Origin of the sequence: Pseudomonas putida (assembly GCF_050989985.1) — a bacterium.
In the GTDB taxonomy this organism is placed as follows: domain Bacteria; phylum Pseudomonadota; class Gammaproteobacteria; order Pseudomonadales; family Pseudomonadaceae; genus Aquipseudomonas; species Aquipseudomonas putida_AI.
The window spans coordinates 3,875,495-3,899,451 of record NZ_CP158815.1 but is presented as its reverse complement, the minus strand read 5'-3'; the positions used below and the strand labels follow the sequence as shown (position 1 = coordinate 3,899,451).

Below are 23,957 nucleotides of genomic sequence, written 5' to 3'. Positions count from 1 at the left end.
GCCTCAACCCCCGGTGACCGGTGGGAAAAAGGCGATCTCGTCGAAATCCTCGATCGCCCGGTCGGTGTGGCACAGCTCCTGGTTCAGGGCGCACATCAGGTTGTTCTCGCCCAGCACCTCGGTCCATTTTTCACTTCGGGCCATCAGCAACTGGCGCACGTCCTCGATGGTCTTGAGGCTGGCGTCCAGAGGCAGGCGTTCACCGCCCAGGTTGAGCTGCTCGCGATAGCGGGCGAAGTAATTGATCAGGATCATTGGGCGTCCTCGAAGGTGAAGTGGCCCGAGCGGCCACCTTGTTTGCTGAGCAGGCGGACATCGTAGATGACCATGCCGCGGTCCACCGCCTTGCACATGTCGTACAGGGTCAGGGCGGCCACGCTGGCGGCGGTCAAGGCTTCCAGCTCGACACCGGTCTGGCCCTCGACTCGACAGGTGGCGACGATTTTCACGCTGTCCGGCGGGCAGGCCTTGAGTTCGACGCGGATCGAACTGAGCAGCAGGGTGTGGCACAGCGGGATCAGCTCGCTGGTCTTCTTCGCGGCCATGATTCCGGCGATGCGCGCCACGGCGAACACATCGCCCTTAGGGTGGCCGTCGCTCTGGATCAGTGTCAGGGTTTGCGGGCGCATGCGCACCCAGGCCTGGGCTTGAGCCTCGCGTTGGGTCGATTGCTTGTCGCTGACATCGACCATGTTGGCGTGGCCCTGGCTGTCGAGGTGGGTCAAACCAGTGGGTGATGTATCCGAAGGGATTGTCACGGGTTACTCCTGCGCCTGTCAGCGCGGTAATCGTGTGAAGGCATCATGCCGGGCTGTAAATTCGGGGTGCGTTGCGATGGGGCACGTGGATCAGGTTCAGGCGATGTCGGATCGCCCATTGCACCGTCAGGGCGGTGGGGGCGGACAGGCTGACCAGCGTGCCAAGCCTGGCCCTGACTGCCTTGTGAATCAGTTCCAGGCTGCAACGGCTGGTGACCACGGTGAACCCCAGGCGAGTGTCGATGCCGGCGTGCTGCATGGCACCGATCAGCTTGTCCAGTGCGTTGTGGCGGCCGATGTCTTCGCGGCAGATCAGCGCATTGCCGTCGGCGTCGAAGTACAGCGCCGCGTGCAGTGCACCGCTGCTGCGGGCCATTTGCTGGGCCTGTTCGATGCGCTCGCGGATGCCGATGAAATGGTGCGCCGGGGGCAGGTCGACCGGTTCGAGCACTTGCAGTTTTGGCAGGGCCTGCTCCAGCGCTTCGACGCCGCACAGCCCGCAGCCGCTGGTGCCGGCCATTTGCCGACGATGATTTTTCAGGGCCCAGAATGCGCGATTGGAAATCTGCACATCGGCCTGCACGGCTTGATCGAAATGAGTCAGGCGCAGGTCGTAGATTTCGCTCTGGTCCTGGACGATGTCGTTGCTGACACTGAAGCCGCGGATGAAATCTTCGAGGTTGCCGGGCGACACCATCATCACCGCCTGGCTCAAGCCGTTGTAAGTGATCGCCAGGGCAATCTCTGCCGCCAGCGCCGCCTGAGCGGTGGCCGCGCCAGTGTCGTATTCGCGAAAGTTGACGTTCAGCGGTTTTGGCGCCGGGGCGTTGGTGTCACTTCGATCAATAGGTTGTTTAATTTGGCCGGCCATTAAAAGAACCTCGAAGCGCTGAATTGAGTTCAGGCTACGGGTAACTTGTTAGTGCGTCCAATCGCTTGTTCCGATGTGCCGATTGGTGATGTCTATCGCCGGGTTCGAAGTTGTCCTGTTTATATTTGTTTAATCAATAATCAGTGTTTTGGCGGGAATAACAGTTTGGCTTCGGCGAAGCACTTTTCGGCAATCGCCGAGCGCGGTTCTGTCTTGCGCATCACCAGGCCCAGAGGCGCGAGCACACTGGCATCCGGCAGGTCGATGAACGCCAGATGTTCGATGGGTTCTTCCAGGCCGCTGTCCAGTGGCATGACCGCGCAGCAAAAGCCTTCGTGAATGGCCTGGAGCAACTGGTAGGTCGAGTCGCTTTCCATGATCGGCTGCGGGTTCAGCCCACGGCTGCGGAAGCTCAGGTCGATGGATTTGCGGTAGTGCATGCCGTTGCTGAGCATGCCCAGCGGCAGTTCGGCGGCGTCCTCCCAGCTCATTTGCGTGCCGTCGAAATGGAAGTGACGGGTGTCGTAGAGCAGGCCGACGCGGGTCTCGCCGATCTCGAAGAACTCGAAGTAATTGGGGTTGACGTGGTCCAGGTAGCACACGCCCAGGTCCAGTTGATTGTTGCCCAGGCTCTCGATGATCTGGTCGGAGCTCAGGGACGACAGGCTAAACTTGAGCTCGGGAAAACTGTGGGACAGGCCCTTGATGTAGCTGACCGGGTTGAAGCTGCTCAGCGGCACCAGGCCCAGGCGCAGGTGACCCACCAGTTGGCCACGGCACGCCGCGGCTTCGGCGAACAGCCCGTCATGGGCCGCCAGCAGGGTCTTGGCCCAGGCCAGCACCCGTTCCCCGGCTTGTGTGAACCCCTCGAAACGCTGGCCACGGGTGACCAGTTCCAGGTCCAGTTCATCCTCCAGGTTGCGCAGTCGCATCGACAGGGTCGGCTGGGTGATGTGGCAGCGCGCGGCGGCCTGGCCGAAATGGCGGGTCTGCTCCAGGGCGATCAGGAACTTGAGTTGTTTGATGTCCATGACGGCACCTGTTGGGGGATGGAAGGAGAGATAAGTATTGACTCGGGTGGGCAAGACACAAGGTTTGCGGACGATCTCATTGTCGTGGGCGAGCGTCCAATCACTGTTATTTAAAGGGTTATCGACCCGCTCTATCGAACACCCCTGTAGGAGCGAGCTTGCTCGCGATGGTCGTTAACGATAACGCGCTCTTTCTGAATTCACGCGCTGTCTATGCGTTCATCGCGAGCAAGCTCGCTCCTACAGGAGATATGTCCGTTAGTTGGTGATAGACAGGCTCGATAGTGTGGTTGGTTAGAGTGATTAGACAATGTTTGTTCGGCGGACTTAGTCTCTGAAAGTTATTTAATTGATATCTGCCGGAGAATCCCATGAGCGTTAAACCGGATGCATTGTTTATACCCTTGAATATTGCCGTGCTGACGGTGAGCGATACCCGTGAATATGCCAATGACACGTCCGGGCAGTTGCTGGTCAGCCGCTTGCTGGAAGCCGGCCACACCTTGAGTGAACGCAATCTGCTCAAGGATGACCTGTACAAGATTCGTGCGCAGGTGGCGACCTGGATTGCCGACGACAACATCCAGGTGGTGCTGATCACCGGCGGCACCGGCTTCACCGGGCGCGACAGCACGCCCGAAGCGGTGGCTTGTCTGCTGGACAAACAGATCGATGGTTTCGGTGAGCTGTTCCGGGCGATTTCCATTCTCGACATCGGCACCTCCACCGTACAGAGCCGGGCCCTGGCCGGGCTGGCCAATGGCACGCTGGTGTGCTGCCTGCCCGGTTCCACGGGCGCCTGCCGCACCGCGTGGGAGGGCATTCTCGCCGAGCAACTGGACGCGCGGCATCGGCCCTGCAATTTCGTCCCGCACCTGAAATCCGTACAAGCCTGCGGGCCTCGGGGATGAATACCGCCGGGAAGAACGTTTCGTCGCTGATGCCGGTGGAGGAGGCGATCAGCCGCTTGCTGGCCATGGCAGAGTTGCAGCGCTTGCAGGACAGCGAATCGGTACCGCTCAGTGCCGCCCGGCAGCGGGTGTTGGCCACTGATCTGGTGGCGACCGTGGATTTGCCGCCATGGCCCAACAGCGCCATGGACGGTTATGCGCTGAATGTGGAGGGTTGGGACGGCGAGCCGTTGCCAGTGTCGCAGCAGGTGTTTGCCGGGCAAGCGCCCGCCGCACTGGCAGCGGGAACCTGCGCGAGGATTTTCACGGGCGCGCCGGTGCCAGCGGGGGCCAATGCCGTGCAGATGCAGGAAAACACCTGCGTGCTGGAGGACGGGCGCATTCGGTTCATGCAGCAACCCGGCGTCGGCGGCAACATCCGTCCGCAAGGCCAGGAGAACCGGGCCGGTGATGTGTTGCTGCAGGCCGGCAAGCGCCTGGGACCGTTCGAACTGGCGGTCGCGGCGGCGCAGGGCTGCACTCATGTGCAGGTGGTGCGCCGGCCTCGCGTGGCGTTGCTGTCCACCGGCAATGAACTGCTCGAACCTGGTACGTCGCTCAGGCCCGGCACCATCTACAACAGCAATCGCACCTTGTTGAACCACTGGTTGGAAGCCTTGGGTTGCGAGGTCATCGATGCCGGCATTCTTCCTGACGATGCGCGGCAGACGCGGCTGCGGCTCGAACAACTGCAGCACGGGACGGACCTGATCCTGACCACTGGAGGGGTGTCCGCCGGTGACGCCGATTGCCTCGGCCAGGTGTTGCGCGAATGTGGCAAGCCCTTGTTGTGGAAGCTCTCGATCAAACCCGGAAAACCCCTGACCGTAGGCCAGTTCGGCGAGGTGCCGGTGATCGGCTTGCCGGGCAACCCGACCTCGGCCCTGGTGACCTTTGGCCTGCTGGCGCGGGCGTATCTGTTGCGGATTCAGGGTGTGGAAGCGGTCGAGCCGCTGAGCTTCCCGATCCCAGTCGGCTTCGCCTGGCCCAAGCCGGGAAGTCGCCGGGAATACCTGCGCGCCAAACTGGAACACGGCCGGGCGGTGCTCTATCCGAACCAGAGTTCGGGCGTGTTGCTGGGGGCATCCTGGGCCGATGGGCTGGTGGAAGTGCTTGAAGGCCGGACGCTGGAAGAGGGCGACAGCGTGCGCTTTATCCCGTTCAGTGAGCTGTTCTGACACAACGCAATCCCTGTGGGAGCGAGCCTGCTCGCGATGAGGCCAGTACATTCAACAGAGATGTCGACTGACCGGCCGCCTTCGCGAGCAGGCTCGCTCCTACAGTTTTGATCTCCAGTGAACACAGGATTAGTGGCTGGCAGAGAGCCCCTTGTAGGAGCGAGCCTGCTCGCGATGAGGTCGGAATATTCAACAGAGATGTCGACTGACAGGCCGCCTTCGCGAGCAGGCTCGCTCCCACAGTTTTGATATCCAGTGAACACAGGATTAGTGGCTGGCAGAGAGTCCCCTGTGGGAGCGAGCCTGCTCGCGATGAGGCCAGTACATTCAACGTAGATGTCGACTGATACACCGCCTTCGCGAGCAGGCTCGTTCCTACAGTTTTTATCTCCAGTGAACACAGGATTAGTGGCTGGCAGAGAGCCCCCCTGTGGGAGCAAGGCTTGCCCGCGATGAGGCCAGTACATTCAACAGAAGTTTCGATTATCAGTTGAGCACGAAGTCCACCGGTTCCAGCAGCGGTGGCAGTTCGGTTGCGCCCATGGCGCTCAGCACATCGCGTTCGATGCTGCGCACGATGGCGTCGGTGGGCAGGTCGTTTTCGTCGCGGCCGAAGGGGTCTTCCAGTTCGTCGGCGATCGCATCCAGGCCGAAGAAGGTGTAGCTGACAATCGCCGTGAAGATCGGTGTCAGCCAGCCCAGGGGTTCGGCCATGGCGAACGGCAGAAGAATGCAGAACAGGTAGATGGTCCGGTGCAGCAACAGGGTGTAGGGGAACGGTAGCGGCGTGTTCTTGATCCGCTCACACACCGCCTGGGCATGGGTCAGGCTGGTCAGGTGGTTGGCCATCAAGGTGTAGCGCCATTCGCTGATGGCGCCGGTTTCGCTGAGCACCGAGCACTGCTGGCCGACCCGCAGCAGCGCCTGTGCGCCGATGTCCTGGGTGCCGGCCTTGGGCAGCGGTTGCAGCCAGTCGCCACTGGCGTCCAGTTCGTTTTCCCTGCGCAGCCGGGCGTTGAGCGCATGGGCAAAGCCGCACAGGTTGCGCAGGAGGGTGCGCCGTTCCCCCGCATCCTTGATGACCTGGGTTTCACGAATCATCGAACGCACCGCCACGATCACATCGCCCCAGGCCTTGCGCGCCTCGTACCAGCGGTCATAACAGGCGTTGTTGCGAAAGCTCATGAAGATCGACAAAGACAAGCCCAGCAGGGTGAAGGGCGTGGCACTGACCTTGGAGAAGTAACTCGGGTGCAGGGTTTCCACCAGGACGATGGCCGAGGCGAGCAGCGTCACCATCAGGCTGCGCAGAGCGATGCGCTTGGCAATCGAACCCTTGAGCGAGGTCAGGACGCCGATCAGGTTGGGTTTGGGTCTGACGATCATGGTTTCAGCCGCCTGTCATGTTCATGAAGCGCACGACCTGCACGTCATCGTTCACTTCAAAGTTATGCCGATAAGGCTTGAGCTTCATGGCCTCGATAATAGCCTTCTCCAGGCGTTCGGGCTGGCCGGGATGGCTGCGCAGGACGGCCTTGAGATCGGCGGAATGTTCATTGCCCAGGCACAACAGCAGGCGACCTTCGACGGTCAGCCGCACCCGGTTGCAGGTGCCGCAGAAGTTGTGGCTGTGGGGCGAAATGAACCCCAGGCGAATGTGCGGCGCCTCGGCCAGCCGCCAGTAGCGCGAGGGGCCTTGGGTCGATTCGGCGGAATCGATCAGGGTGTAGCGTTCGGCAATCCGCTCGCGCACTTGGGCGCTGGAGTAAAACGACTCGGCGCGGCTGTGTTCGTGGATGGCGCCCAGGGGCATTTCTTCGATGAAAGAAATGTCGAGGTTACGGTCGATGGCAAAGCTCACCAGATCATTGATCTCATGATCGTTGCGGCCCTTCATTACTACGCAGTTGAGCTTGGTGTTGCGAAAGCCGGCCTTGTTCGCGGCATCGATGCCCTTGATCACCTGCGCCAGATCGCCGGTGCGGGTCAGCTCGCGAAAGCGTTGCGGGTCCAGGCAATCGAGGCTGATGTTCAGGCGCTTGACCCCGGCCTCGAACAACGGCTCGGCCAGCCTGGCCAGTTGCGAACCATTGGTGGTCATGCACAGTTCGCGCAGGCCGGGCAGGGCGGCGATCTTGCGGCACAGCTCGACCACGCCCGGACGAATCAGCGGCTCGCCCCCGGTCAGGCGGATCTTGCGGGTGCCCAGGGCGACGAAGCTTTGCGCCACCTCATAGATCTCTTCCAGGGTCAGCACTCGTTGGCGCGGCAGAAACTGCATGTCTTCGGCCATGCAATACACACAGCGGAAATCGCAACGGTCGGTCACCGACATCCGCAGATAGTCCACGCGCCTTGCGAACCCATCGATCAAGACTCGTTCCGACATGACATCCTCACTTGGCAGCGCATGCATTGAATGAACCTCTGTAGAAAACCTGATGCAGGTCTTTTGTGGGAGCGAGCTTGCTCGCGATGGTCGTTAACGATCACGTGTTGTAACTGGTTCAACGCGGCGCTCTTGAGTCCATCGCGAGCAGGCTCACTCCCACAATTGAGCGCAGGCTAAGTGCAACTTGCGAGGGCGTCCAATCACTATTAATAACCGGTTGATCGACCGGATCTATGACAAACTTTTTTCACGGTTAAAGTTAATTTTAAGTTTCATAACATGCTGAAAACATTAGAAAAATAGTCGTGATAGAGCGTTTCGATAATGCGGTCATTAATAGCGATTAGACAATGTTTTGAGCGCGTTCATATCCTTTTCTCCGTCAACCGATCAATCACCTGAATCGGGTCCAGGCCTGTGTGCCTTGTCACGGAGAAGCAGCATGTCTCAAGTCGACCGTTATAAACCCTACAAAGGTGCCGCCGCCGGTTGGGGCGCGCTCATTGCCGTCACCAAGAACTGGCTGGGCAGTGAGAATGCCCTGAAGAACATCCGCATGATGCTCAAGACCAACCAGAACGGCGGCTTCGACTGCCCCGGTTGTGCCTGGGGCGAGTCGCCGGAAAACGGCATGGTCAAGTTCTGCGAAAACGGCGCAAAGGCGGTGAACTGGGAGGCGACCGGGCGCCTGGTCGACCCGGCGTTCTTCAAAAAATACAGCGTCACGACCCTGGCCGAACAGAGTGATTACTGGCTGGAGTATCAGGGGCGCCTGACTCACCCGATGCGCTATGACGCCACCACCGACCGCTACGTGGAAACCACCTGGGACGAGGCCTTCTCGCTGATCGCCCGGCATCTCAATGCCCTTGAGTCGCCGAACCAGGCCGAGTTCTACACCTCGGGCCGGGCCAGCAACGAAGCGGCCTTTCTCTATCAGCTGTTCGTTCGCGCCTACGGCACCAACAACTTCCCCGACTGCTCGAACATGTGCCACGAGGCCAGCGCCGTCGCCATGATCGAAAGCCTGGGCGTGGGCAAGGGCACGGTGGTGTTCGATGACCTGGAGCATGCCGACGCGATTTTCGTCATCGGCCAGAACCCCGGCACCAACCACCCACGGATGCTCGAACCCCTGCGTGAAGCGGTCAAGCGCGGGGCGCAGGTGATCTGCATCAACCCGCTCAAGGAGCGTGGGCTGGAGCGTTTCCAGCACCCACAGCATCCGCTCGAGATGCTGATGAACGGCTCCGAGCCGACCAACACCGCCTACTTCCGCCCGGCACTCGGCGGCGACATGGCAGTCATGCGCGGCATGGCCAAGTTCCTCCTGCAGTGGGAGCGTGAGGCGCAGGCCACCGGCGGCGAGCCAGTGTTCGACCATGAGTTCATTCGCGAACACACGACGGGTATGGACGCTTACCTGGCTGAAGTCGACGCCACGACCTGGGCGCATATCGAGCAACAGTCGGGCATGACCCTGGCCGATATCGAACTGGCTGCGCGCATGTACGCCCGCTCCAAGCGCGTGATCATGTGCTGGGCGATGGGCTTGACCCAGCACACGCACTCGGTGCCGACGCTGCTGGAAGTGATCAACCTGATGTTGCTGCGCGGCAATGTCGGCCGTCCCGGTGCCGGCCTGTCGCCGGTGCGCGGCCACAGCAACGTGCAGGGCGACCGCACCATGGGGATCAACGAACTGGCACCCACCGAGTTGCTCGATGCCCTGGAAAAACGCTTCTCCTTCAAGCCGCCGCGCGAGCATGGCCACAACACGGTGATGGCGATTTCGGCCATGGAGCAGGGGCGTTCCAAGGTGTTCATCGGCCTGGGCGGCAACTTCGCCCAGGCGACGCCCGACACCCCGCGCACCCACGCCGCGATGCGCAACTGCGAGCTGACCGTGCACATTTCTACCAAGCTCAACCGCAGCCATCTGGTGACCGGGCGCGAAGCGCTGATCCTGCCGTGCCTGGGCCGCACCGACATCGACATCCAGGCCGAAGGCCCGCAGGGCGTCACCGTGGAAGACACCTTCAGCATGATCCACATTTCCCACGGCCAGCTGAAACCCAAGTCCAAACACCTGCGTTCGGAACCGGCGATCATTGCCGGCATCGCCGCCGCGACCCTGGGCAATCGGCCGATTGACTGGAACTGGGCGATCGGCGACTACGGGCGAATCCGTAACCTGATTGCCGACACCATTCCCGGCTTCGAAAACTTCAACCAGAAGCTGCTGCACCCCGGTGGTTTCCATCTGGGCAACAGCGCCGCGGACCGTGTCTGGAAAACCGCGAGCGGCAAGGCGCAATTCGCCGCCAGCGTATTGCCCGAGCACCTGATCAGCGAAGGCGTGCGCAACCTGGCGGTCAAGCCGCACCTGATCCTGCAGACCATGCGTTCCCACGATCAGTACAACACCACGTTGTACGGCCTGGACGACCGTTATCGCGGGGTCTACGGCATGCGCGATGTGGTGTTCGCCAACGAGGCGGACATCCGCCGGCTGGGCTTTGAACCGGGGCAGAAGGTCGACCTGGTGGCGCTGTGGGACGACGATCGTGAACGTCGGGTCAGCGGTTTTACCCTGATCGCCTACGACATTCCCGCAGGCCAGGCCGCCGCGTATTACCCGGAGACCAACCCGCTGGTGCCGCTGGAAAGTTACGGTGACCGCACCTACACCCCGACCTCCAAATTCGTCGCCATCCGGCTCGAACAGGCGAAGGCCAGCGGCCTGATTTCGACCTCAGCGGCTTAGTGCCGATCACTCAGAACTCTGTAGGAGCGAGCTTGCTCGCGATGAGGCCTGCACCTTCAACATCAATGGTGCCTGACACCCCGCAATCGCGAGCAGGCTCACTCCCGCAGTTTTAAATCCCCGATGAGGATTTCGACATGTTCAACTTGCAGGCACTGGACCTGGCGCGAATGCAGTTCGCGTTCACGGTTTCGTTCCACATCATCTTTCCCGCCATCACCATTGGCCTTGCCAGTTTCCTGGCGGTGCTCGAAGGCTTGTGGCTGAAAACCCGCAATGACACCTACCGCGATCTCTACCATTTCTGGTCGAAGATCTTCGCGGTCAACTTCGGCATGGGCGTGGTTTCGGGGCTGGTCATGGCCTACGAATTCGGCACCAACTGGAGCCGTTTTTCCGACTTCGCCGGCAGCATCACAGGTCCCTTGCTGACCTATGAAGTGCTCACCGCGTTCTTTCTCGAAGCGGGTTTCCTCGGGGTCATGCTGTTCGGCTGGAACCGGGTAGGGCGGGGGCTGCACTTCTTCTCCACGGTGATGGTCGCCATCGGCACCCTGATCTCGACCTTCTGGATTCTCGCCTCCAACAGCTGGATGCAAACGCCCCAGGGCTTCGAGATCGTCGACGGTCGCGTGGTGCCGCTGGACTGGCTGGCCATCGTCTTCAATCCGTCGTTCCCATACCGCCTGGCGCACATGGCCATCGCCGCGTTCGTCGCCACCGCGTTCTTCGTCGGCGCGTCGGCGGCGTGGCATCTGCTGCGGGGCAATGACACCAAACAAGTGCGCAAGATGCTGTCGATGGCGTTGTGGATGGCGCTGATCGTCTGTCCGATCCAGGCAGTGGTGGGTGATGCCCATGGCTTGAATACCCTGGAACATCAACCGGCAAAAATCGCCGCCATCGAAGGCCACTGGGAAAACCACGGCAACGAAGCGACGCCACTGGTGCTGTTCGGTATCCCCGACATGCAGGCAGAGAAAACCAAATACGCGCTGGAGATTCCGTACCTGGGCAGCCTGATCCTGACCCACAGCCTGGACAAGCAGATCCCGGCACTCAAGAGCTTCCCGAAAGAGGACCGGCCCAACGCGACCGTCATTTTCTGGAGCTTTCGGGTCATGGCCGGCCTGGGCATGTTGATGGTGCTGGCCGGTGTACTGGGCGTGGCTCTGCGTCGCAGCGGCGCGATCTACCGCAACCGCTGGTTCCTGCGCCTGATGTTGTGGATGGGGCCCAGTGGCCTGATCGCCATGCTGGCGGGATGGATCACCACCGAAGTGGGGCGTCAGCCGTGGGTGGTGTATGGCCTGCAGCGCACGGCTAATGCAGCGTCCAACCACAGCGTCACGCAGTTGAGCATCTCGCTGGCGCTGTTCGTGTTGATCTACTTCTCGGTGTTCACCGTGGGCATCGGCTACATGATGAAGCTGGTGCGCAAGGGGCCGCAGCCGCATCACGACCACGCCGTTGCGGGGCATTCCGATCAACTGGTCACGCCGCGCCGGCCACTGTCGGCAGACGCCGCAGTGCTCGAAACCGACGCCCGCGTCAATTGAAAAAGGGGAGTTGAGACATGGGTATTCAAGGTATCGACTTATCGTTGATCTGGGGCGTGATCATTGCCTTCGGCGTGATGATGTACGTGATCATGGACGGCTTCGACCTGGGGTTGGGGATCCTGTTCCCGCTGATCCCGGATGCAAAGGAACGCGATGTGATGATGAACACCGTCGCTCCGGTCTGGGACGGCAACGAGACCTGGCTGGTGCTGGGTGGCGCGGCGCTGTATGGCGCGTTTCCGCTGGCCTATTCGGTGCTGCTGGAAGCGTTGTACCTGCCGCTGATCCTGATGTTGTGCGGGCTGATTTTTCGCGGCGTGGCCTTCGAGTTTCGCTTCAAGGCCAGCCCGGAAAAACGCCACGTCTGGGACATGGCCTTCATCGGCGGCTCGCTGCTGGCGACGTTCGCCCAGGGCGTGTCGATCGGCACCTACATTGTCGGTATCCCGGTGGTCGATCGGCAGTTTGCCGGCGGTGCGTTCGACTGGGTGGCGCCGTTCCCATTGTTCTGCGGTATCGGCCTGATCGTCGCCTACGCCTTGCTCGGCAGCACCTGGTTGCTGGTCAAGACCGAAGGCATGCTGGAATCGCGGATGCGCCTGTTCACCCGGCCCCTGGCCTGGCTGTTGCTGGCGGTGATCGGGGTGATCTGCGTCTGGACGCCGATCCTGCACCCGGAAATTGCCACGCGCTGGTTTGCCCATGCGCACCTGGCGGTGTTCGGTGCCCTGGCGATACTGGCTTTGCTGGCGATGTTCGGCTTGCTCAAGACCTTGCGCCAGCGCCACACCCATTGGCCATTCGCTTTCACGCTGATGCTGGTGTTCCTGGGTTACATCGGCCTGGCCTTCAGTATCTGGCCAAACATCGTGCCGCCGTCGATCAGTCTTTGGGCGGCAGCATCACCGGCGACCAGCCAGTTGTTCATCCTGATCGGCGCGCTGTTCATCCTGCCGATCATCCTGATGTACACGGTCTGGAGCTACTACGTATTCCGCGGCAAAGTGAGGATTGGCGATGGCTACCATTGATAGGCAACAACCGGCACCAGGGCGTTGGTACAAGCGCGTGGGGTGGCTGGTGGTGATCTGGATGGGGAGTGTGGTTTCGCTGGGGGTGGTGGCCGAGGCATTGCGGATGTTGATGCATGCGGCGGGGATGAGTTCTCACTGACGGCTGGGTCCACCTTTGGATGGGTCTGCTTTTGTGGGAGCGAGCCTGCTCGCGATGGAGGACAACGATAACGCGGGCTGTCTGAATTCCCGCGTTGTCCGAACGTTCATCGCGAGCAGGCTCGCTCCCACAATTGATCGCATTTTCCTGTAGGCGCTGTGTAGGAGCTGTCGAGTGAAACGAGGCTGCGATCTTTTGATCTTGTTTTTAAAAGCAAGATCAAAAGATCGCAGCCTTCGGCAGCTCCTACAGGGGCTTCCCGTCAAATCTGTTTATTGCGCCCCGAACATCGCCGTCCAGTAAATCCCCGCATCGCTCTTCGGGTCCGTCGCATAGGCCGCGCCGATTTCCTTGAACTGCGGGTTCATCAGGTTGGCGCAGTGGCCGGGGCTGGTCAGCCAGCCGTCGACCACCTTGCGCACGCTGTCCTGTCCCGCGGCGATGTTTTCGCCGATCTGCTGGAAGTCGTAGCCCGCCAGTTCCGCCCGGTCGCCCGGTGTGCGGCCATCGCGGTCCTTGTGATCGAAGTAGTTGTTGTTGGCCATGCTGCGCGAATGGGTTTCGGCGGCGGTGGCCAGGGTGGCATTCCAGGCCAGCGGTGAAGTGGCGGCGAAGGATTGCGCGCCGCATTGGCGCGGTCGGGTGCGGGCCACATTGACCTCGGCCAGCAGCTTCTGGCCTTCGGCCTGCCAGTCGCCCAGGCGTGCGCTCAACAGCGGGCGCGCCACCACGATGCGCCATTCGCGGTCCTGGCGACTGACGCCGACATCGACGAACTGCGGGTCGAGCACGATCTGGCAGAAACTTTCCTGAATCGCCTTCATCGCCCCCTGCGCATCACGGGGCCCGGACAGGCTGATCGCTTGCACGTTCTTCATCGGATAACCGGCGGTGGCCATGGCTTGCTGCAGATTGCCGATGCTGGCGGCCGTCAGCACCAGGCGTGGGTCGGCGGCCAGCGGCGGCAGTTCCGAGGACACCTGGCCGGCGCAGCGCTGTAGCTGGCTGCGATAGAGGTTGATCGATTCGATGAGTTGCGATTCGTCGCTGGCCATCGCCGACGCGGCGAATGACAGGGCCAGCGAAAATCCGGCAAGGCGCAGAGCGGATGATACGAAATGCATGGAAATCCCCTTTGGCTGACTGCGCCCATGATGCGCGAAGTTGTTCCCTTTAAGGCAGCGGATTCTGCGAAATGTTAGGACGTGTGTGCAATCATTTCACTACTACACTGAAGCGATAATTCCAACTGAGCCCTCCCGACCATGCGCCTCGACTGGATTGCTGCGTGTCTTGCATTGACCCTGCTTGCCGTTCCGGCCTTTGCCGACGAGCAGGAACAAAAACAGAAAGTGGCCGAAGACAAGGCCGAGGTGCTGGAGCAAAAGGCCGCCGAAAACACCAACGCACCTCCGGCGCCCAAATCCGAAGCCATCACCCAGTCGGAAGTGCAGGCTGTCGACCCTGCGGGCACCGCGCCGATGGATGACGCCATCACCTGTCTGGCCCGTTCCATCTACTGGGAAGCCAAGGGCAAGGATGCCGCCGACATGGAAGCGGTGGCCAACGTGGTGATGAACCGCCTCGGGCATGAGGGCTTTCCCGATACGGTGTGCAAAGTGGTCAAGCAGGGCTCGGAAACCAAAAGCTGCCAGTTCTCCTGGTGGTGCGACGGCAAATCCGATTCGGTGCAGGAAGAGGTGCCTTACGCGATGGCCAAGGAAATCGCACGCAAGGCGCTGAACAAACAACTGCCGGATCGCACCGGCGGCGCGCTGTACTTCCATGACCGCACGGTGAAGCCGGATTGGGCCAAGGAGTACATCAACACGGTGGACATCGGTTTGTTCCGTTTTTACAAACCCCGTGGCGGGGATGCGAAGTAGTCACTTTTATGCAGGAAAACCCTCTGGAATTTATCTAGACCACCGAAACTGAAATATTTCTGTTTTACAAGCTTCATGACGGAGCAACGAGTTGGAAACGTCATGGGTGGGAACAGGAGCATGCAGCAGGTGTGGTTTTTCAGTGGTGATTCGGCACCGGTCGGTGCCTGTTTTTGGGTGAGCGCCTCGTGACTATTCTCGTCACCGGCGCCGCCGGTTTCATTGGCTTCCATGTCGCCCGGCGTTTGTGCCTTGACGGCCATGACGTCGTCGGTATCGACAACCTCAACGACTATTACGACGTCACGCTCAAGCAGGCGCGGCTCAAGGAGCTTGAGAGCCTGCCGGGCTTTCGCTTGCGCAAAATGGACATCGTCGACAAGCCGGCGTTGCTGGAGCTGTTTGGCGAGCACGCGTTCAGCGAAGTGGTGCACCTGGCCGCCCAGGCCGGCGTGCGCTATTCCCTGGACAACCCCGATGTCTATGGCCAGTCGAACCTGGTGGGTTTCCTCAATGTGCTGGAAGCCTGCCGCCATCATCGTCCCGAACATTTGATCTACGCCTCCAGCAGCTCGGTGTATGGCAGCAACAGCAAGCTGCCGTTCAGCGTCGAAGACCCCGTCGAGCACCCGGTTTCGCTGTACGCGGCCACCAAGCGCGCCAATGAACTGCTGGCCGACACTTATTGCCACCTTTACAGCCTCAAGGCCACTGGCCTGCGCTTCTTCACCGTCTACGGGCCCTGGGGCCGGCCGGACATGGCGCTGTTCAAGTTCACCGAGGCGATCCTCAAGGGCCAGCCCATCGACGTCTACAACCAGGGCGAGATGGCGCGGGATTTCACCTACATCGACGACATCGTCGAAAGCATCGCCCGCCTGCGTTCAAAGCCACCCGTACCGGCCGGGGCCGGCGAGGGCGTGAACCGTCTGTTCAACATCGGCCGCGGCCAGCCCGTGGCGCTGCTGGATTTCGTCGACTGCCTGGAAGCGGCGCTGGACCGCCAGGCCGTGCGCAACTACCTGCCGTTGCAGGCCGGCGATGTAGTCCGGACCTGGGCCGATGTCTCGGCGCTGACGCAGTGGATTGATTTCAGCCCGCAGGTGCCCGTCGCGACGGGCGTGGCGGAGTTTGTGAAGTGGTATCGACAGTTTTATCGGGCTTGAAGCATTCGCCTCTGATAACGAACAAGCAAAAGGCGAGGGGGACTCCATGAGCCAGGACATTTTTGTATCCGTATTGATTCCAGCGAAAAACGAAGCGAACAACCTCAGGCCCCTGCTTGAGGAGATCCGCGTGGCCATGGCCGACGAGGCCTACGAGATCATCGTCGTCGATGACGGCAGCACCGATACGACCCTGCAGGAACTGCGGCAGATCAGAAGCAACGGCCTGAGTGCCTTGCGCATCCTGCACCACGAGCGTTCGCTGGGGCAGAGTACTTCGCTGTACCACGCCGCGCGGGAGGCTCGCGGGCAATGGCTGGCGACCCTCGACGGCGACGGGCAAAACGATCCGGCGGACATCCCCGGGATGCTGGCGCTGGTGCGCGGCAGCACCGATGTGCAACTGGTCGCCGGGCACCGGGTGAACCGCCGCGACACGGCCAGCAAGCGCTGGGCCTCGCGTTTCGCCAACGGCCTGCGCAGCCGCCTGCTCAAGGATTCCACTCCGGACACCGGCTGCGGCCTGAAGCTTATCGAACGCGCGGCGTTCCTGCGCCTGCCGTATTTCGACCACATGCATCGCTACATTCCGGCGCTGATCCAGCGTCACAACGGCCGAATGATCGTGCACCCGGTCAACCACCGGCCGCGCACCGCCGGGGTCTCCAAGTACGGCAACATTGACCGCGCGCTGGTGGGGATACTTGACCTGATGGGCGTGTGGTGGCTGATAAAGCGCACGCGCCTGAATACGCATGCCCAAGAACTGCACGCCAAAGAGCTTCATGCCCAGGAGCTGGAAGGATGATCATGACTCGCGAAGCAATGTGGCTGGTGATCGGTTTTGCCGGACAGATCGCCTTTACCGGTCGATTTGTCCTGCAGTGGCTGTACAGCGAATACAAAAAGCGCAGCGTGATTCCGGTGAGCTTCTGGTACCTGAGCATTGTCGGCAGCACCTTGCTGTTCGCCTATGCGATTTATCGCCAGGACCCGGTGTTCATCGCAGGGCAAGCCTTCGGTTCGATCGTCTACCTGCGCAACCTGCAATTGATTGCCAAAAGCCGGAAACTCGAGGAATAAACCATGCGCCGCACCTTATCGCCCAGGGTCGAATGCCTGGGCCTGATGCTGCTCGCTCTGTTGTTGATCGGCGCGGGCCTGGGGTTGCGTCAGGCACAGAACGTCGATGAAGAACGCTTCCTCGGCGTGGCCCTGGAGATGCTGCACAACGGCTCCTGGCTGATTCCCCATCGCGCCGGGGAGATCTACGGCGACAAGCCGCCGATCTTCATGTGGACAGTGGCATTTTTTGTCTGGCTGACCGGCCTGCCCAACCTTGCGCTGTATATCCCGGGGCTGTTTTCGGCGGCGACGGTCACGGCCATGGTTTATGACCTGGGCCGCCGCTTGTGGACCCCGCGTATCGGGCGTAACGCCGCGCTGCTGTACCTGGCGACCTACCAGACCTACAGCATCCTGCGCACCGGGCAGATCGACAGTTTCCTGATTCTCTTCACCACTCTGGGTCTGTATGGCCTGGCGCGGCATCTGCTGCTGGGGCCGGCGTGGCGCTGGTTCTACATCGGCTGCGCGGCCATGGGCATTGGCGTGATCACCAAGGGCGTGGGCTTTCTGCCGGCGCTGCTGCTGATTCCCTATGCCTACGCGGCGCGCAAGGGCTGGCCGGGCGTTGTGGCGATGCCGGGCCAGGCGCGCAAGTGGTTGCTCGGATGGTTGGTGATGCTCGCGGCCATCGGCATCTGGTTGCTGCCGTTGGCCTTGTCCATCGCATTGAACGGCTCGGCAGACGAAATCGCCTACGCCCGGGAAATTCTCCTGCGCCAGACCGCCGGACGCTACGCGGCGTCATGGCACCACCGCGAACCGTTCTGGTACTTCTTCACCAACGTCATTCCACAGTACTGGCTGCCGTTGGTGCTGGCGCTGCCATGGCTGGTGCCGGCCTGGCGCCGGCAACTGCAAAAACGCGACGGTCGCGTGCTGGTGCTGCTCGGTTGGGTGGCCCTGGTTGTGCTGTTTTTCTGCATCAGCGCCGGCAAGCGCAAGCTGTACATCTACCCGGCGCTGCCTGCGTTGGTGCTGGCGGCGGCACCACTAGTACCGTGGCTGCTGCAGCGCTGGTTCCGTCAACGCCCGCGCCTGCGGCGGGCCTTCCCAGCACTGGTCGCGACCTGGTTCGTGCTGTGGTTCGCCCGTGGCTTCATCGAACCGCTCAAGGACGGCACCAACCCCAATCAGACCCTCATGGCCCAGGCGAACACCATGACCCATGGCGCGGACCTGGTGCTGGTCAACTGGAGCGAAGGGCACTGGTTGTTTGCAAGCCAACCGATCGTGCACTTCGGCATGCTCGACTCCACGGTGGAGCGGGCTGCGCAGTGGTTGCGCGAACATCCGAAGGATTACGCACTGGTGCCGGATGAGGTGTTGAGTCGCTGCTTCAAGCCTGAAGCAGCGCGAGAGTTGGGGGAGAACAGCCGGGCAGAGTGGTCGATTGTGGGGGGGGATGCCGATAACGGACAGTGTCTATCCGCACCGTCGCCCGTGCGCTACTGGTTTTCGTGGGAGGAAGCCGGAAAATTGCCATACCACATGAGTAATACCTCCAACTGAGTGGTTCTGGTCAGGCGTGCAGCATCTCTTTTGATGCGTGCAGGTAAATTTTTAATCCATGCTTAACCTCGTATTGACTAGATTAGTTACAAGGTCAAAAAAATATTTAACTTTCCCTTCTAGCTTGAGAAGGTGTGACCCATTAGATGATGGAAAACGCATGATTGCTAAAGCACCATCTGCTATGAGTTTCAGCTCGGAAACTGTTGTTCCAAGTGCTTGCAACTCCGGCTCTATGGAGCGTATTTCACAGTGAGACCAAAGAGGGAAATGTTGGTGCTTCAAACTTAGCATGCGAGTAAGTTCGGCTAGGCCATAGCTCGATCCAACACCCAGAAAAGCGCCGTAAAGTGCAAGTATTGCGGTGCCTGCGTGACGGAAAAACTCCTGATGTGAATACTCCAGAAGTGCCAGATTTCGGGAGGCCGATGTGCTGCCAATGATCTGGTGATTCGCGTGCATTCGAAAAATGTTGTATTCGACAACTTTTTTCTGGGTATCAGAAGTAACTAGCCAGGGGTGCGGAGGCTCGAGGACAAGATCTTGAACCAGAAACAATAGAGTTTTATACCTGATGGAGTACAGATTTAGTGTGTTGACCAACCTCATGATTTCAGTAGACATCGCGGCAGTTCGAGTAGCGCTGAATATCTGAGAAAAAATCTTTTCCGAATCTGAGTTGCGAGGGACATCAAGTATTCGACTGAGTATGTGGGGCAGTAATTCAGAGCTGATGAAATTGTAGTCCAGATCTCGCGCGGTCCCGTGATCCAGCACTTTGACAAATTCGTATTCGGGGTTGCCGTATCTGCGAATGTACGCGGCGGCCCACATGGAGGTGGTTTCACTGGTGAATCTACCCGTAAGGGGGAGTCCCTCAATCGCCAGCACAACAGCTGCACGAACATCTGCGGTCGTGACCAAGTGTTTGTCATCATAAGTATCAAGCACATCCCTGAGCAGATCGATAATGTGTAGGGGGACTTTGATGGCTATATCCGCGGGTATGCCGAGCTGAAGTAATGATGTAAATATTTTTTCTGTGGAATATTCTATTTCTCCCGATATTCGAAAGATTTTCCCTGTTTCCGATATTTCATCTTTGAAACGTTGATCCGCAGATGAAAAAAATCTGTTGAACATGTCGGCTTGCTCGGCAGGTGACAAATGGATTACCAGGTCACCACCGACTAATATGTTTTCATGTCCTTCAATGCTGTTTTTTGTTGTCATCACTGAACTCCATGGAGTTGGTTTTATTTGATTTTTGCGTTTCCGCCTATGGTCATATTGTTGTCGCCTTTAACTGATATGTCGTTTCCGATTTTTACGACCTTGGCGGCAACAAACAGACTCACAAGTAGCGAAAGGATAGATGAAATAGAGTCGATGATATTCAGGATTTCCATGGTCTTTTCCTAGTGCTTTAGTTGGTTGCCGGTTTGTGAGTGTTAGTTGGTGGAAGCTTCTCGTTGGGTCACTCCTAGAACTTCGCATAATTCAATGCGTCGACAATTACCGAACCCCCAATCCCCGTCAGCGACAGCAGCAGCGCTCTTACCAGCGGTTCTTCGGAATAACGGGAAAACGACCCGGTGTTGAGTGTCGCGATACGCTCGCGAATCATGCGGAATTTGTCGTAGTGGGCTGAATCTGCAGGCGTATCCAACAGGTATGTATCAAGGCGACGCAAGGCAACCGTGCGTGCCTTCTCTGCTGAGCGGCGCAGGGACAGCGCCGAGAAAAGCAGGATCAGCGCAGTCAGCAGAAAGGTGATGACGATGCTGGGAGGTGTCGGCCAGTTGTCGAACAGGCTGCTGCGGGATGCCAACAGGATCAGCATGACCAGGGTTGGTGCATAGATCAGGCGGCTCACGGCCGAGGTGCGCTTGGCGATCAACTGCAAATCGATCCACTCGTCGATACACGAGTGAGTGGACGCTCCAAAAATATTCTTGTGTTGTTCCTGCAATTTCGCGGGCCAGATTGCGTAATGGTCGCTCAGGTGCCTGATAAATCGTATGAGCAGCAGATTGGCATCGACGACCCAGAACACCAAGGCGTGGAAGGTCACGGTGGGAACCAGCCAGCTCCACATCCATACCCAGGAGTCGCCGCGAACCGGAATTCTCTCCATCGGCCAAGCGACAAAAAGCGCGCTGGTGGCCACGACAAAAATCCATGTGATGAGCAATGTCCGCAACATTCGAGCGCCAAATGAGCCACACACGCAGTGTTCGCGCCAGAAAGGTATGACCAGAATCTTTTTTCGTCCGTCCGGACTAATCGCAGCGGATGCGCAAGCCTTCGACCATTGTTCATTGGCTCGAATGAGCGGAAAGAAGATGTACATCAGGCCGCGTCCCAGCTTTTTGCACCATTTGCCAAGTGTCCAGTGTTTCTTGTTTGCGGTGTGAACGAACAGTAAAAGCTGCCCCCACAGACTCACAGGATATTTGTGCATATGGGATTGCAAATGGAAGCTGGTTTCGATGTCGACTCGATTGAGTTGCAAGCTGCGCCAGCCCCAGGCCAGCGCAGAGATCGATATCAGTGCGGCACTCACGCGCAGGGCCACGGTCGGCCAGGCGCTGATGCCTTCGAACAGAAACATCGGCTCGCCGAATCCTTCACCCGTCAACGAACTGCGCATCTGATAGGCCAGCATCAGCATTAGAACAAACAGCACGAGGGGAACCACGATGTACCACGCCGAGGCCGTGGGTAAACGGTAAATGATGTCGCCGTCCGGATCATTATCGTGAGATGTGGCTCTTTCGGAGTGCCGTACAAGGTTGGACGAAATAACGCCCAGCAGGATCAACGCGAAACTGAACCAGAGGAACTCTGCATGCCAAAAGCGAATGGCAATGAATGCGCAGAGCGCCGCGACGATGTACAGCGACATTGGCACGCCTCGTACCCAGCGGTACGGAGATTTTTTGTCATCTCTCGGAGCCTGTACCCACCACCAGACCATAAATGCGGCGAGTACCAGCAGGGTGATTGCCAAGGGGCCAGCCCAGAAGAACGCTTGCGCGTTCTTGAACTGCTCGCGCATGGCCTGGGAGGTTTCGGGATAAGACGGCAATGATCGATCCTGCAGGCAGCGCAACGACATCAAATCGTGAGGTCGTAGTCCCTGATCCGCTCGTGACAACAGCGTCGGGGCTTCACAATTTTGCGGGCGGTTGTCGGTCAGCGGGCTCGCCAATGGAATGAAGCCGTTGATGCCGATCTCATAGATGCCAGGCGATAGCAGCTCGGATCTTGAATAGTCGAACTTTGCCCGTTTGGCATCGAAAGACTGAGGGGCCAGTGCGGCGAGAACGGCTACGAAAACCGAACTCTGCAAGCTGTCACGAAATGGCGGTACATCCTGTTGCAAGGCTCTGGTGAGTGTCAGTCCGTAGGGCGCGGCCAGGATCAGGTTACGCGTGGTTTCCGCCTGGCCACGCTGCAGCATGCGAGCTTCGAGGTCGGTGGAAAAGTAAAGTTTGTAGGGCATCCGGGCCTTGAGCGCCTGCAACGCGAGCAGTTTGTCGTAGGCATCGACTCCTAGTATGCCGATTGCGCCAATACCGCTTTCACCGTTACGTCGGTAAGTCGCGTCCACTTGAGCGATGTGGTCGGCCAGACGCCGCAGGTAATCGAACTGGGAATTACCGTCGCCTTTTTCCAATGGGCTGAGATCGATTTTGTTGGCGTCTTTAGTGTTTTTGCCAGTATCGGTGTTGGCAGACTTGTCATTGCTCGCTGCTTCCTCCGGAAGACGCCCGTCCAGACCTCGTAAATAGCTGAAGCGCAGGACCCACTGATTGACCAGGGGCTTCTCATCGTCATTGTGCAGCTTGGCGTCAGTGGCGACCCGGTCCTTGAAACTTTCGATCAACGCGCGACTGTAGAAGCTGTCCCATTCGGAAATCAAAGCAATGCGGTCATTGGTGCGCCATTGAGGCGCGGCGCACGGCGAACCGACTCGCCGCACACTGCCTTTGTTACAGCGCAATCCGGTGGCGGGGTCGACATGACGCAGTTTCAGTTCCTCCAGCAGGAGCTGCGTCATGGTGCCGTCGTCGCTGACGGTGCGGAGCAGTTTCATGGGGGGGGGATAGGTCGGGTTCTGCGCTACGCCGGCTTTCTGCTCAGTCTGTGCCCTGGGCCTGAGGCTGTTCTCGAGAACCGCGTTGTCGGCGGTGGCGAGCGGAGAATAGATTTCCACATTGGCAGTTGCCATGCCGTCGGCGTGCTCCTGGTACATGTCGCGCAATACCGTGGAGGTCGCCGGTCCGATGACTTTCAAGACTGCGTTGTAATCAGCGGTATTACGGCAGACTGTGGGCGATTCAAACAGAGGGGATATTTTGCATTGCAGGCTGATGCGCAGTTGCTCCAGGTTCTGCAGTGGTCGTGAATCAAGCGCGTCCTGCTTGAGCCAGAAAACGATAGTCTGGTTGGAGGGCGGTGGAACTCCTTTGACAGGCTCCGGAGGTTCGAGTGGGTTGTTGACGAAAATTTCGTAAGGGATGTCCTGATAATCGTCTTTTCCAGGCTCCCGTACTGAAAAGTCCTTGGCGAGTCTCAAGCAATGAATGTATTGCTCCTGAGCAGGCACTCTCTGGGAGTTTTTGAAGCCTGCCAGCAAGGCGTAGCGAATACGTCGCCGTTGTTCGACTTCATCGGCATAAGGCCCGCCTTCCACCAACGCCACCATCATGTCGGGTGCCGAGTTTTCATTGGGCAGGGTCGTCAGAGAGGGGCTGCACAGTTTTTCGGCTTGTTCCTTGTTCGAAATCCCGAGTTTTTTCCGGTATCGCTCCATCGCGTCGAAAGGGTCTTGCCATAACCGCGCTTCAATGGGTAATTGCGCCTGGAACTGAGCGCCGATAGGCCGCGGTTCGAGAAAAGGTTCACGGGTCAGTGCGAACGTTGAAATCACCAGGCTGAGGATGACGGCACCGCCCGGTATCCAGAAGGCGAGGTTAGTGCCTGAATCCTTGATGTTGTCCATGGCCTTTCCCTCGGGTGGCCGGCGGTTACAAGTTATGTATAGACGAGTTAACCATTTGGTTCATGGTGATGGTTAGTTGGCAGGTGTGGACTTTCGAGTGAGTTGTTGAACAACTTGAATGACGGGTTTTGGCATTAAATTTTTATGCAGTATGTTATTGGTGTGCCTTGTGGCTAAAGGTGGTCGGAGCTCGGAAGGAAAATTTTAATACCTGCGTTTATAGTGTGTTGATAGTTAAAGTCAGGACTCTGGATAGGTGAAATGTAAATTGAGATACGGTTAACAAAAAGCAGGTTAGTCGGTGGGCTGGTTGAAAGTGTTTTTTGATAAGTACGTTTTTTCGTGAGGCGAGGATTATGTGTTGTCGCTGCTTTTTTTGGGTCAATAAGTTGATTTAGAGCGGTTAGAGTGCGTGAATGTGAGGTCTTTTCTTTTGGTTCTTGGGCCCATTTTCAAGGGTGGCAGGATATTTTTTTCGTCGGGTTCAGTGATCTTTGTCACGTTATTTTGGATCCAGGTATTGAGTGGTGCCGCACTATTGATATTGATGTGTCCGGCGCATGGGTTCAGCACTT

General features: G+C 59.0%; 21 protein-coding genes. 11 read left to right on the top strand and 10 right to left on the bottom strand.

Going from position 1 to position 23,957, the window contains the following annotated elements; all coding sequences use genetic code 11:
* Positions 1–3: 3 nt before the first annotated feature.
* The 4 genes from moaD to ABTV29_RS17880 form a co-directional block, all read right to left on the bottom strand.
* Complete coding sequence (gene moaD / locus ABTV29_RS17895; protein ID WP_433765930.1) at positions 4–255, bottom strand: molybdopterin converting factor subunit 1; 252 nt, start codon at positions 253–255, stop codon at positions 4–6.
* Complete coding sequence (gene moaC / locus ABTV29_RS17890; protein WP_433771923.1) at positions 252–692, bottom strand: cyclic pyranopterin monophosphate synthase MoaC; 441 nt, start codon at positions 690–692, stop codon at positions 252–254. Before moaC ends, moaD begins: the two co-directional genes overlap by 4 nt.
* 109 nt (positions 693–801) lie before the next feature.
* Positions 802–1,629: a formate dehydrogenase accessory sulfurtransferase FdhD gene (gene fdhD, locus ABTV29_RS17885; RefSeq protein ID WP_433765929.1), complete on the bottom strand. Its 828-nt coding sequence runs from the start codon at positions 1,627–1,629 to the stop codon at positions 802–804.
* Positions 1,630–1,769: 140 nt separating this feature from the next.
* Entirely contained in the window at positions 1,770–2,660 is an 891-nt protein-coding gene (locus ABTV29_RS17880; RefSeq protein WP_433765928.1) for a LysR family transcriptional regulator, read from the bottom strand.
* 371 nt (positions 2,661–3,031) lie between these two features.
* On the opposite strand from ABTV29_RS17880, the gene moaB reads away from it, so the two are divergent.
* Together moaB and ABTV29_RS17870 are read left to right on the top strand one after the other, a co-directional pair.
* Entirely contained in the window at positions 3,032–3,571 is a 540-nt protein-coding gene (gene moaB / locus ABTV29_RS17875; protein ID WP_110962421.1) for a molybdenum cofactor biosynthesis protein B, read from the top strand.
* Positions 3,568–4,788, top strand: coding sequence for a molybdopterin molybdotransferase MoeA (locus ABTV29_RS17870; RefSeq protein ID WP_433765927.1), 1,221 nt, complete (start codon positions 3,568–3,570; stop codon positions 4,786–4,788). Before moaB ends, ABTV29_RS17870 begins: the two co-directional genes overlap by 4 nt.
* A 486-nt stretch (positions 4,789–5,274) precedes the next feature.
* Here the strand turns inward: ABTV29_RS17870 and ABTV29_RS17865 are convergent, their stop codons facing one another.
* Together ABTV29_RS17865 and moaA are read right to left on the bottom strand one after the other, a co-directional pair.
* Positions 5,275–6,174, bottom strand: coding sequence for a bestrophin family protein (locus ABTV29_RS17865; protein ID WP_433765926.1), 900 nt, complete (start codon positions 6,172–6,174; stop codon positions 5,275–5,277).
* Positions 6,175–6,178: 4 nt separating this feature from the next.
* A complete protein-coding gene (moaA, locus tag ABTV29_RS17860) occupies positions 6,179–7,177 on the bottom strand; it encodes a GTP 3',8-cyclase MoaA (RefSeq protein ID WP_433765924.1) in 999 nt (332 codons plus the stop codon).
* Between the two features lie 445 nt (positions 7,178–7,622).
* Between moaA and ABTV29_RS17855 the strand changes: the two genes are divergently transcribed.
* The 4 genes from ABTV29_RS17855 (at position 7,623) to ABTV29_RS17840 (ending at position 12,682) form a co-directional block, all read left to right on the top strand.
* A complete protein-coding gene (locus ABTV29_RS17855) occupies positions 7,623–9,947 on the top strand; it encodes an FdhF/YdeP family oxidoreductase (protein ID WP_433765922.1) in 2,325 nt (774 codons plus the stop codon).
* Positions 9,948–10,084: 137 nt separating this feature from the next.
* The gene (locus tag ABTV29_RS17850) at positions 10,085–11,506 is read left to right on the top strand and encodes a cytochrome ubiquinol oxidase subunit I (protein ID WP_433765920.1); all 1,422 of its coding nucleotides are present in this window, start codon (positions 10,085–10,087) and stop codon (positions 11,504–11,506) included.
* A gap of 17 nt (positions 11,507–11,523) precedes the next feature.
* Positions 11,524–12,540: a cytochrome d ubiquinol oxidase subunit II gene (gene cydB / locus ABTV29_RS17845; protein WP_433765918.1), complete on the top strand. Its 1,017-nt coding sequence runs from the start codon at positions 11,524–11,526 to the stop codon at positions 12,538–12,540.
* Positions 12,527–12,682, top strand: coding sequence for a DUF2474 domain-containing protein (locus ABTV29_RS17840; RefSeq protein ID WP_433765916.1), 156 nt, complete (start codon positions 12,527–12,529; stop codon positions 12,680–12,682). Before cydB ends, ABTV29_RS17840 begins: the two co-directional genes overlap by 14 nt.
* Positions 12,683–12,954: 272 nt before the next feature.
* On the opposite strand, the gene ABTV29_RS17835 is transcribed toward ABTV29_RS17840, so the two are convergent.
* A complete protein-coding gene (locus ABTV29_RS17835) occupies positions 12,955–13,806 on the bottom strand; it encodes a CAP domain-containing protein (RefSeq protein WP_433765914.1) in 852 nt (283 codons plus the stop codon).
* Between the two features lie 141 nt (positions 13,807–13,947).
* Between ABTV29_RS17835 and ABTV29_RS17830 the strand changes: the two genes are divergently transcribed.
* From ABTV29_RS17830 to ABTV29_RS17810, 5 genes are all read left to right on the top strand, one after another.
* On the top strand, positions 13,948–14,568 hold the full coding sequence (locus ABTV29_RS17830) for a cell wall hydrolase (RefSeq protein WP_433765913.1): 621 nt from the start codon (positions 13,948–13,950) through the stop codon (positions 14,566–14,568).
* Positions 14,569–14,756: 188 nt separating this feature from the next.
* A complete protein-coding gene (locus ABTV29_RS17825) occupies positions 14,757–15,734 on the top strand; it encodes an NAD-dependent epimerase/dehydratase family protein (RefSeq protein WP_433765912.1) in 978 nt (325 codons plus the stop codon).
* 46 nt (positions 15,735–15,780) lie between these two features.
* On the top strand, positions 15,781–16,542 hold the full coding sequence (locus ABTV29_RS17820) for a glycosyltransferase family 2 protein (protein ID WP_433765911.1): 762 nt from the start codon (positions 15,781–15,783) through the stop codon (positions 16,540–16,542).
* The gene (locus ABTV29_RS17815; RefSeq protein ID WP_433765909.1) at positions 16,539–16,817 is read left to right on the top strand and encodes a lipid-A-disaccharide synthase N-terminal domain-containing protein; all 279 of its coding nucleotides are present in this window, start codon (positions 16,539–16,541) and stop codon (positions 16,815–16,817) included. Before ABTV29_RS17820 ends, ABTV29_RS17815 begins: the two co-directional genes overlap by 4 nt.
* A gap of 3 nt (positions 16,818–16,820) precedes the next feature.
* A complete protein-coding gene (locus ABTV29_RS17810) occupies positions 16,821–18,371 on the top strand; it encodes an ArnT family glycosyltransferase (protein ID WP_433765908.1) in 1,551 nt (516 codons plus the stop codon).
* A gap of 51 nt (positions 18,372–18,422) precedes the next feature.
* Here the strand turns inward: ABTV29_RS17810 and ABTV29_RS17805 are convergent, their stop codons facing one another.
* The 3 genes from ABTV29_RS17805 to ABTV29_RS17795 form a co-directional block, all read right to left on the bottom strand.
* On the bottom strand, positions 18,423–19,604 hold the full coding sequence (locus tag ABTV29_RS17805) for a hypothetical protein (RefSeq protein ID WP_433765906.1): 1,182 nt from the start codon (positions 19,602–19,604) through the stop codon (positions 18,423–18,425).
* A gap of 23 nt (positions 19,605–19,627) precedes the next feature.
* Complete coding sequence (locus ABTV29_RS17800; RefSeq protein ID WP_433765904.1) at positions 19,628–19,780, bottom strand: hypothetical protein; 153 nt, start codon at positions 19,778–19,780, stop codon at positions 19,628–19,630.
* Between the two features lie 74 nt (positions 19,781–19,854).
* Positions 19,855–23,382, bottom strand: a complete 3,528-nt coding sequence (locus tag ABTV29_RS17795) for a hypothetical protein (RefSeq protein ID WP_433765903.1) — start codon at positions 23,380–23,382, stop codon at positions 19,855–19,857.
* Between the last annotated feature and the right edge of the window lie 575 nt (positions 23,383–23,957).

Bases quoted from the DNA above. Each gene is read 5' to 3' on its own strand.
- moaD (WP_433765930.1), bottom strand. From the start codon at position 255: ATGATCCTGATCAATTACTTCGCCCGCTATCGCGAGCAGCTCAACCTG.
- moaC (WP_433771923.1), bottom strand. From the start codon at position 692: ATGGTCGATGTCAGCGACAAGCAATCGACCCAACGCGAGGCTCAAGCC.
- fdhD (WP_433765929.1), bottom strand. From the start codon at position 1,629: ATGGCCGGCCAAATTAAACAACCTATTGATCGAAGTGACACCAACGCC.
- ABTV29_RS17880 (WP_433765928.1), bottom strand. From the start codon at position 2,660: ATGGACATCAAACAACTCAAGTTCCTGATCGCCCTGGAGCAGACCCGC.
- moaB (WP_110962421.1), top strand. From the start codon at position 3,032: ATGAGCGTTAAACCGGATGCATTGTTTATACCCTTGAATATTGCCGTG.
- ABTV29_RS17870 (WP_433765927.1), top strand. From the start codon at position 3,568: ATGAATACCGCCGGGAAGAACGTTTCGTCGCTGATGCCGGTGGAGGAG.
- ABTV29_RS17865 (WP_433765926.1), bottom strand. From the start codon at position 6,174: ATGATCGTCAGACCCAAACCCAACCTGATCGGCGTCCTGACCTCGCTC.
- moaA (WP_433765924.1), bottom strand. From the start codon at position 7,177: ATGTCGGAACGAGTCTTGATCGATGGGTTCGCAAGGCGCGTGGACTAT.
- ABTV29_RS17855 (WP_433765922.1), top strand. From the start codon at position 7,623: ATGTCTCAAGTCGACCGTTATAAACCCTACAAAGGTGCCGCCGCCGGT.
- ABTV29_RS17850 (WP_433765920.1), top strand. From the start codon at position 10,085: ATGTTCAACTTGCAGGCACTGGACCTGGCGCGAATGCAGTTCGCGTTC.
- cydB (WP_433765918.1), top strand. From the start codon at position 11,524: ATGGGTATTCAAGGTATCGACTTATCGTTGATCTGGGGCGTGATCATT.
- ABTV29_RS17840 (WP_433765916.1), top strand. From the start codon at position 12,527: ATGGCTACCATTGATAGGCAACAACCGGCACCAGGGCGTTGGTACAAG.
- ABTV29_RS17835 (WP_433765914.1), bottom strand. From the start codon at position 13,806: ATGCATTTCGTATCATCCGCTCTGCGCCTTGCCGGATTTTCGCTGGCC.
- ABTV29_RS17830 (WP_433765913.1), top strand. From the start codon at position 13,948: ATGCGCCTCGACTGGATTGCTGCGTGTCTTGCATTGACCCTGCTTGCC.
- ABTV29_RS17820 (WP_433765911.1), top strand. From the start codon at position 15,781: ATGAGCCAGGACATTTTTGTATCCGTATTGATTCCAGCGAAAAACGAA.
- ABTV29_RS17815 (WP_433765909.1), top strand. From the start codon at position 16,539: ATGATCATGACTCGCGAAGCAATGTGGCTGGTGATCGGTTTTGCCGGA.
- ABTV29_RS17810 (WP_433765908.1), top strand. From the start codon at position 16,821: ATGCGCCGCACCTTATCGCCCAGGGTCGAATGCCTGGGCCTGATGCTG.
- ABTV29_RS17805 (WP_433765906.1), bottom strand. From the start codon at position 19,604: ATGACAACAAAAAACAGCATTGAAGGACATGAAAACATATTAGTCGGT.
- ABTV29_RS17800 (WP_433765904.1), bottom strand. From the start codon at position 19,780: ATGGAAATCCTGAATATCATCGACTCTATTTCATCTATCCTTTCGCTA.
- ABTV29_RS17795 (WP_433765903.1), bottom strand. From the start codon at position 23,382: ATGGACAACATCAAGGATTCAGGCACTAACCTCGCCTTCTGGATACCG.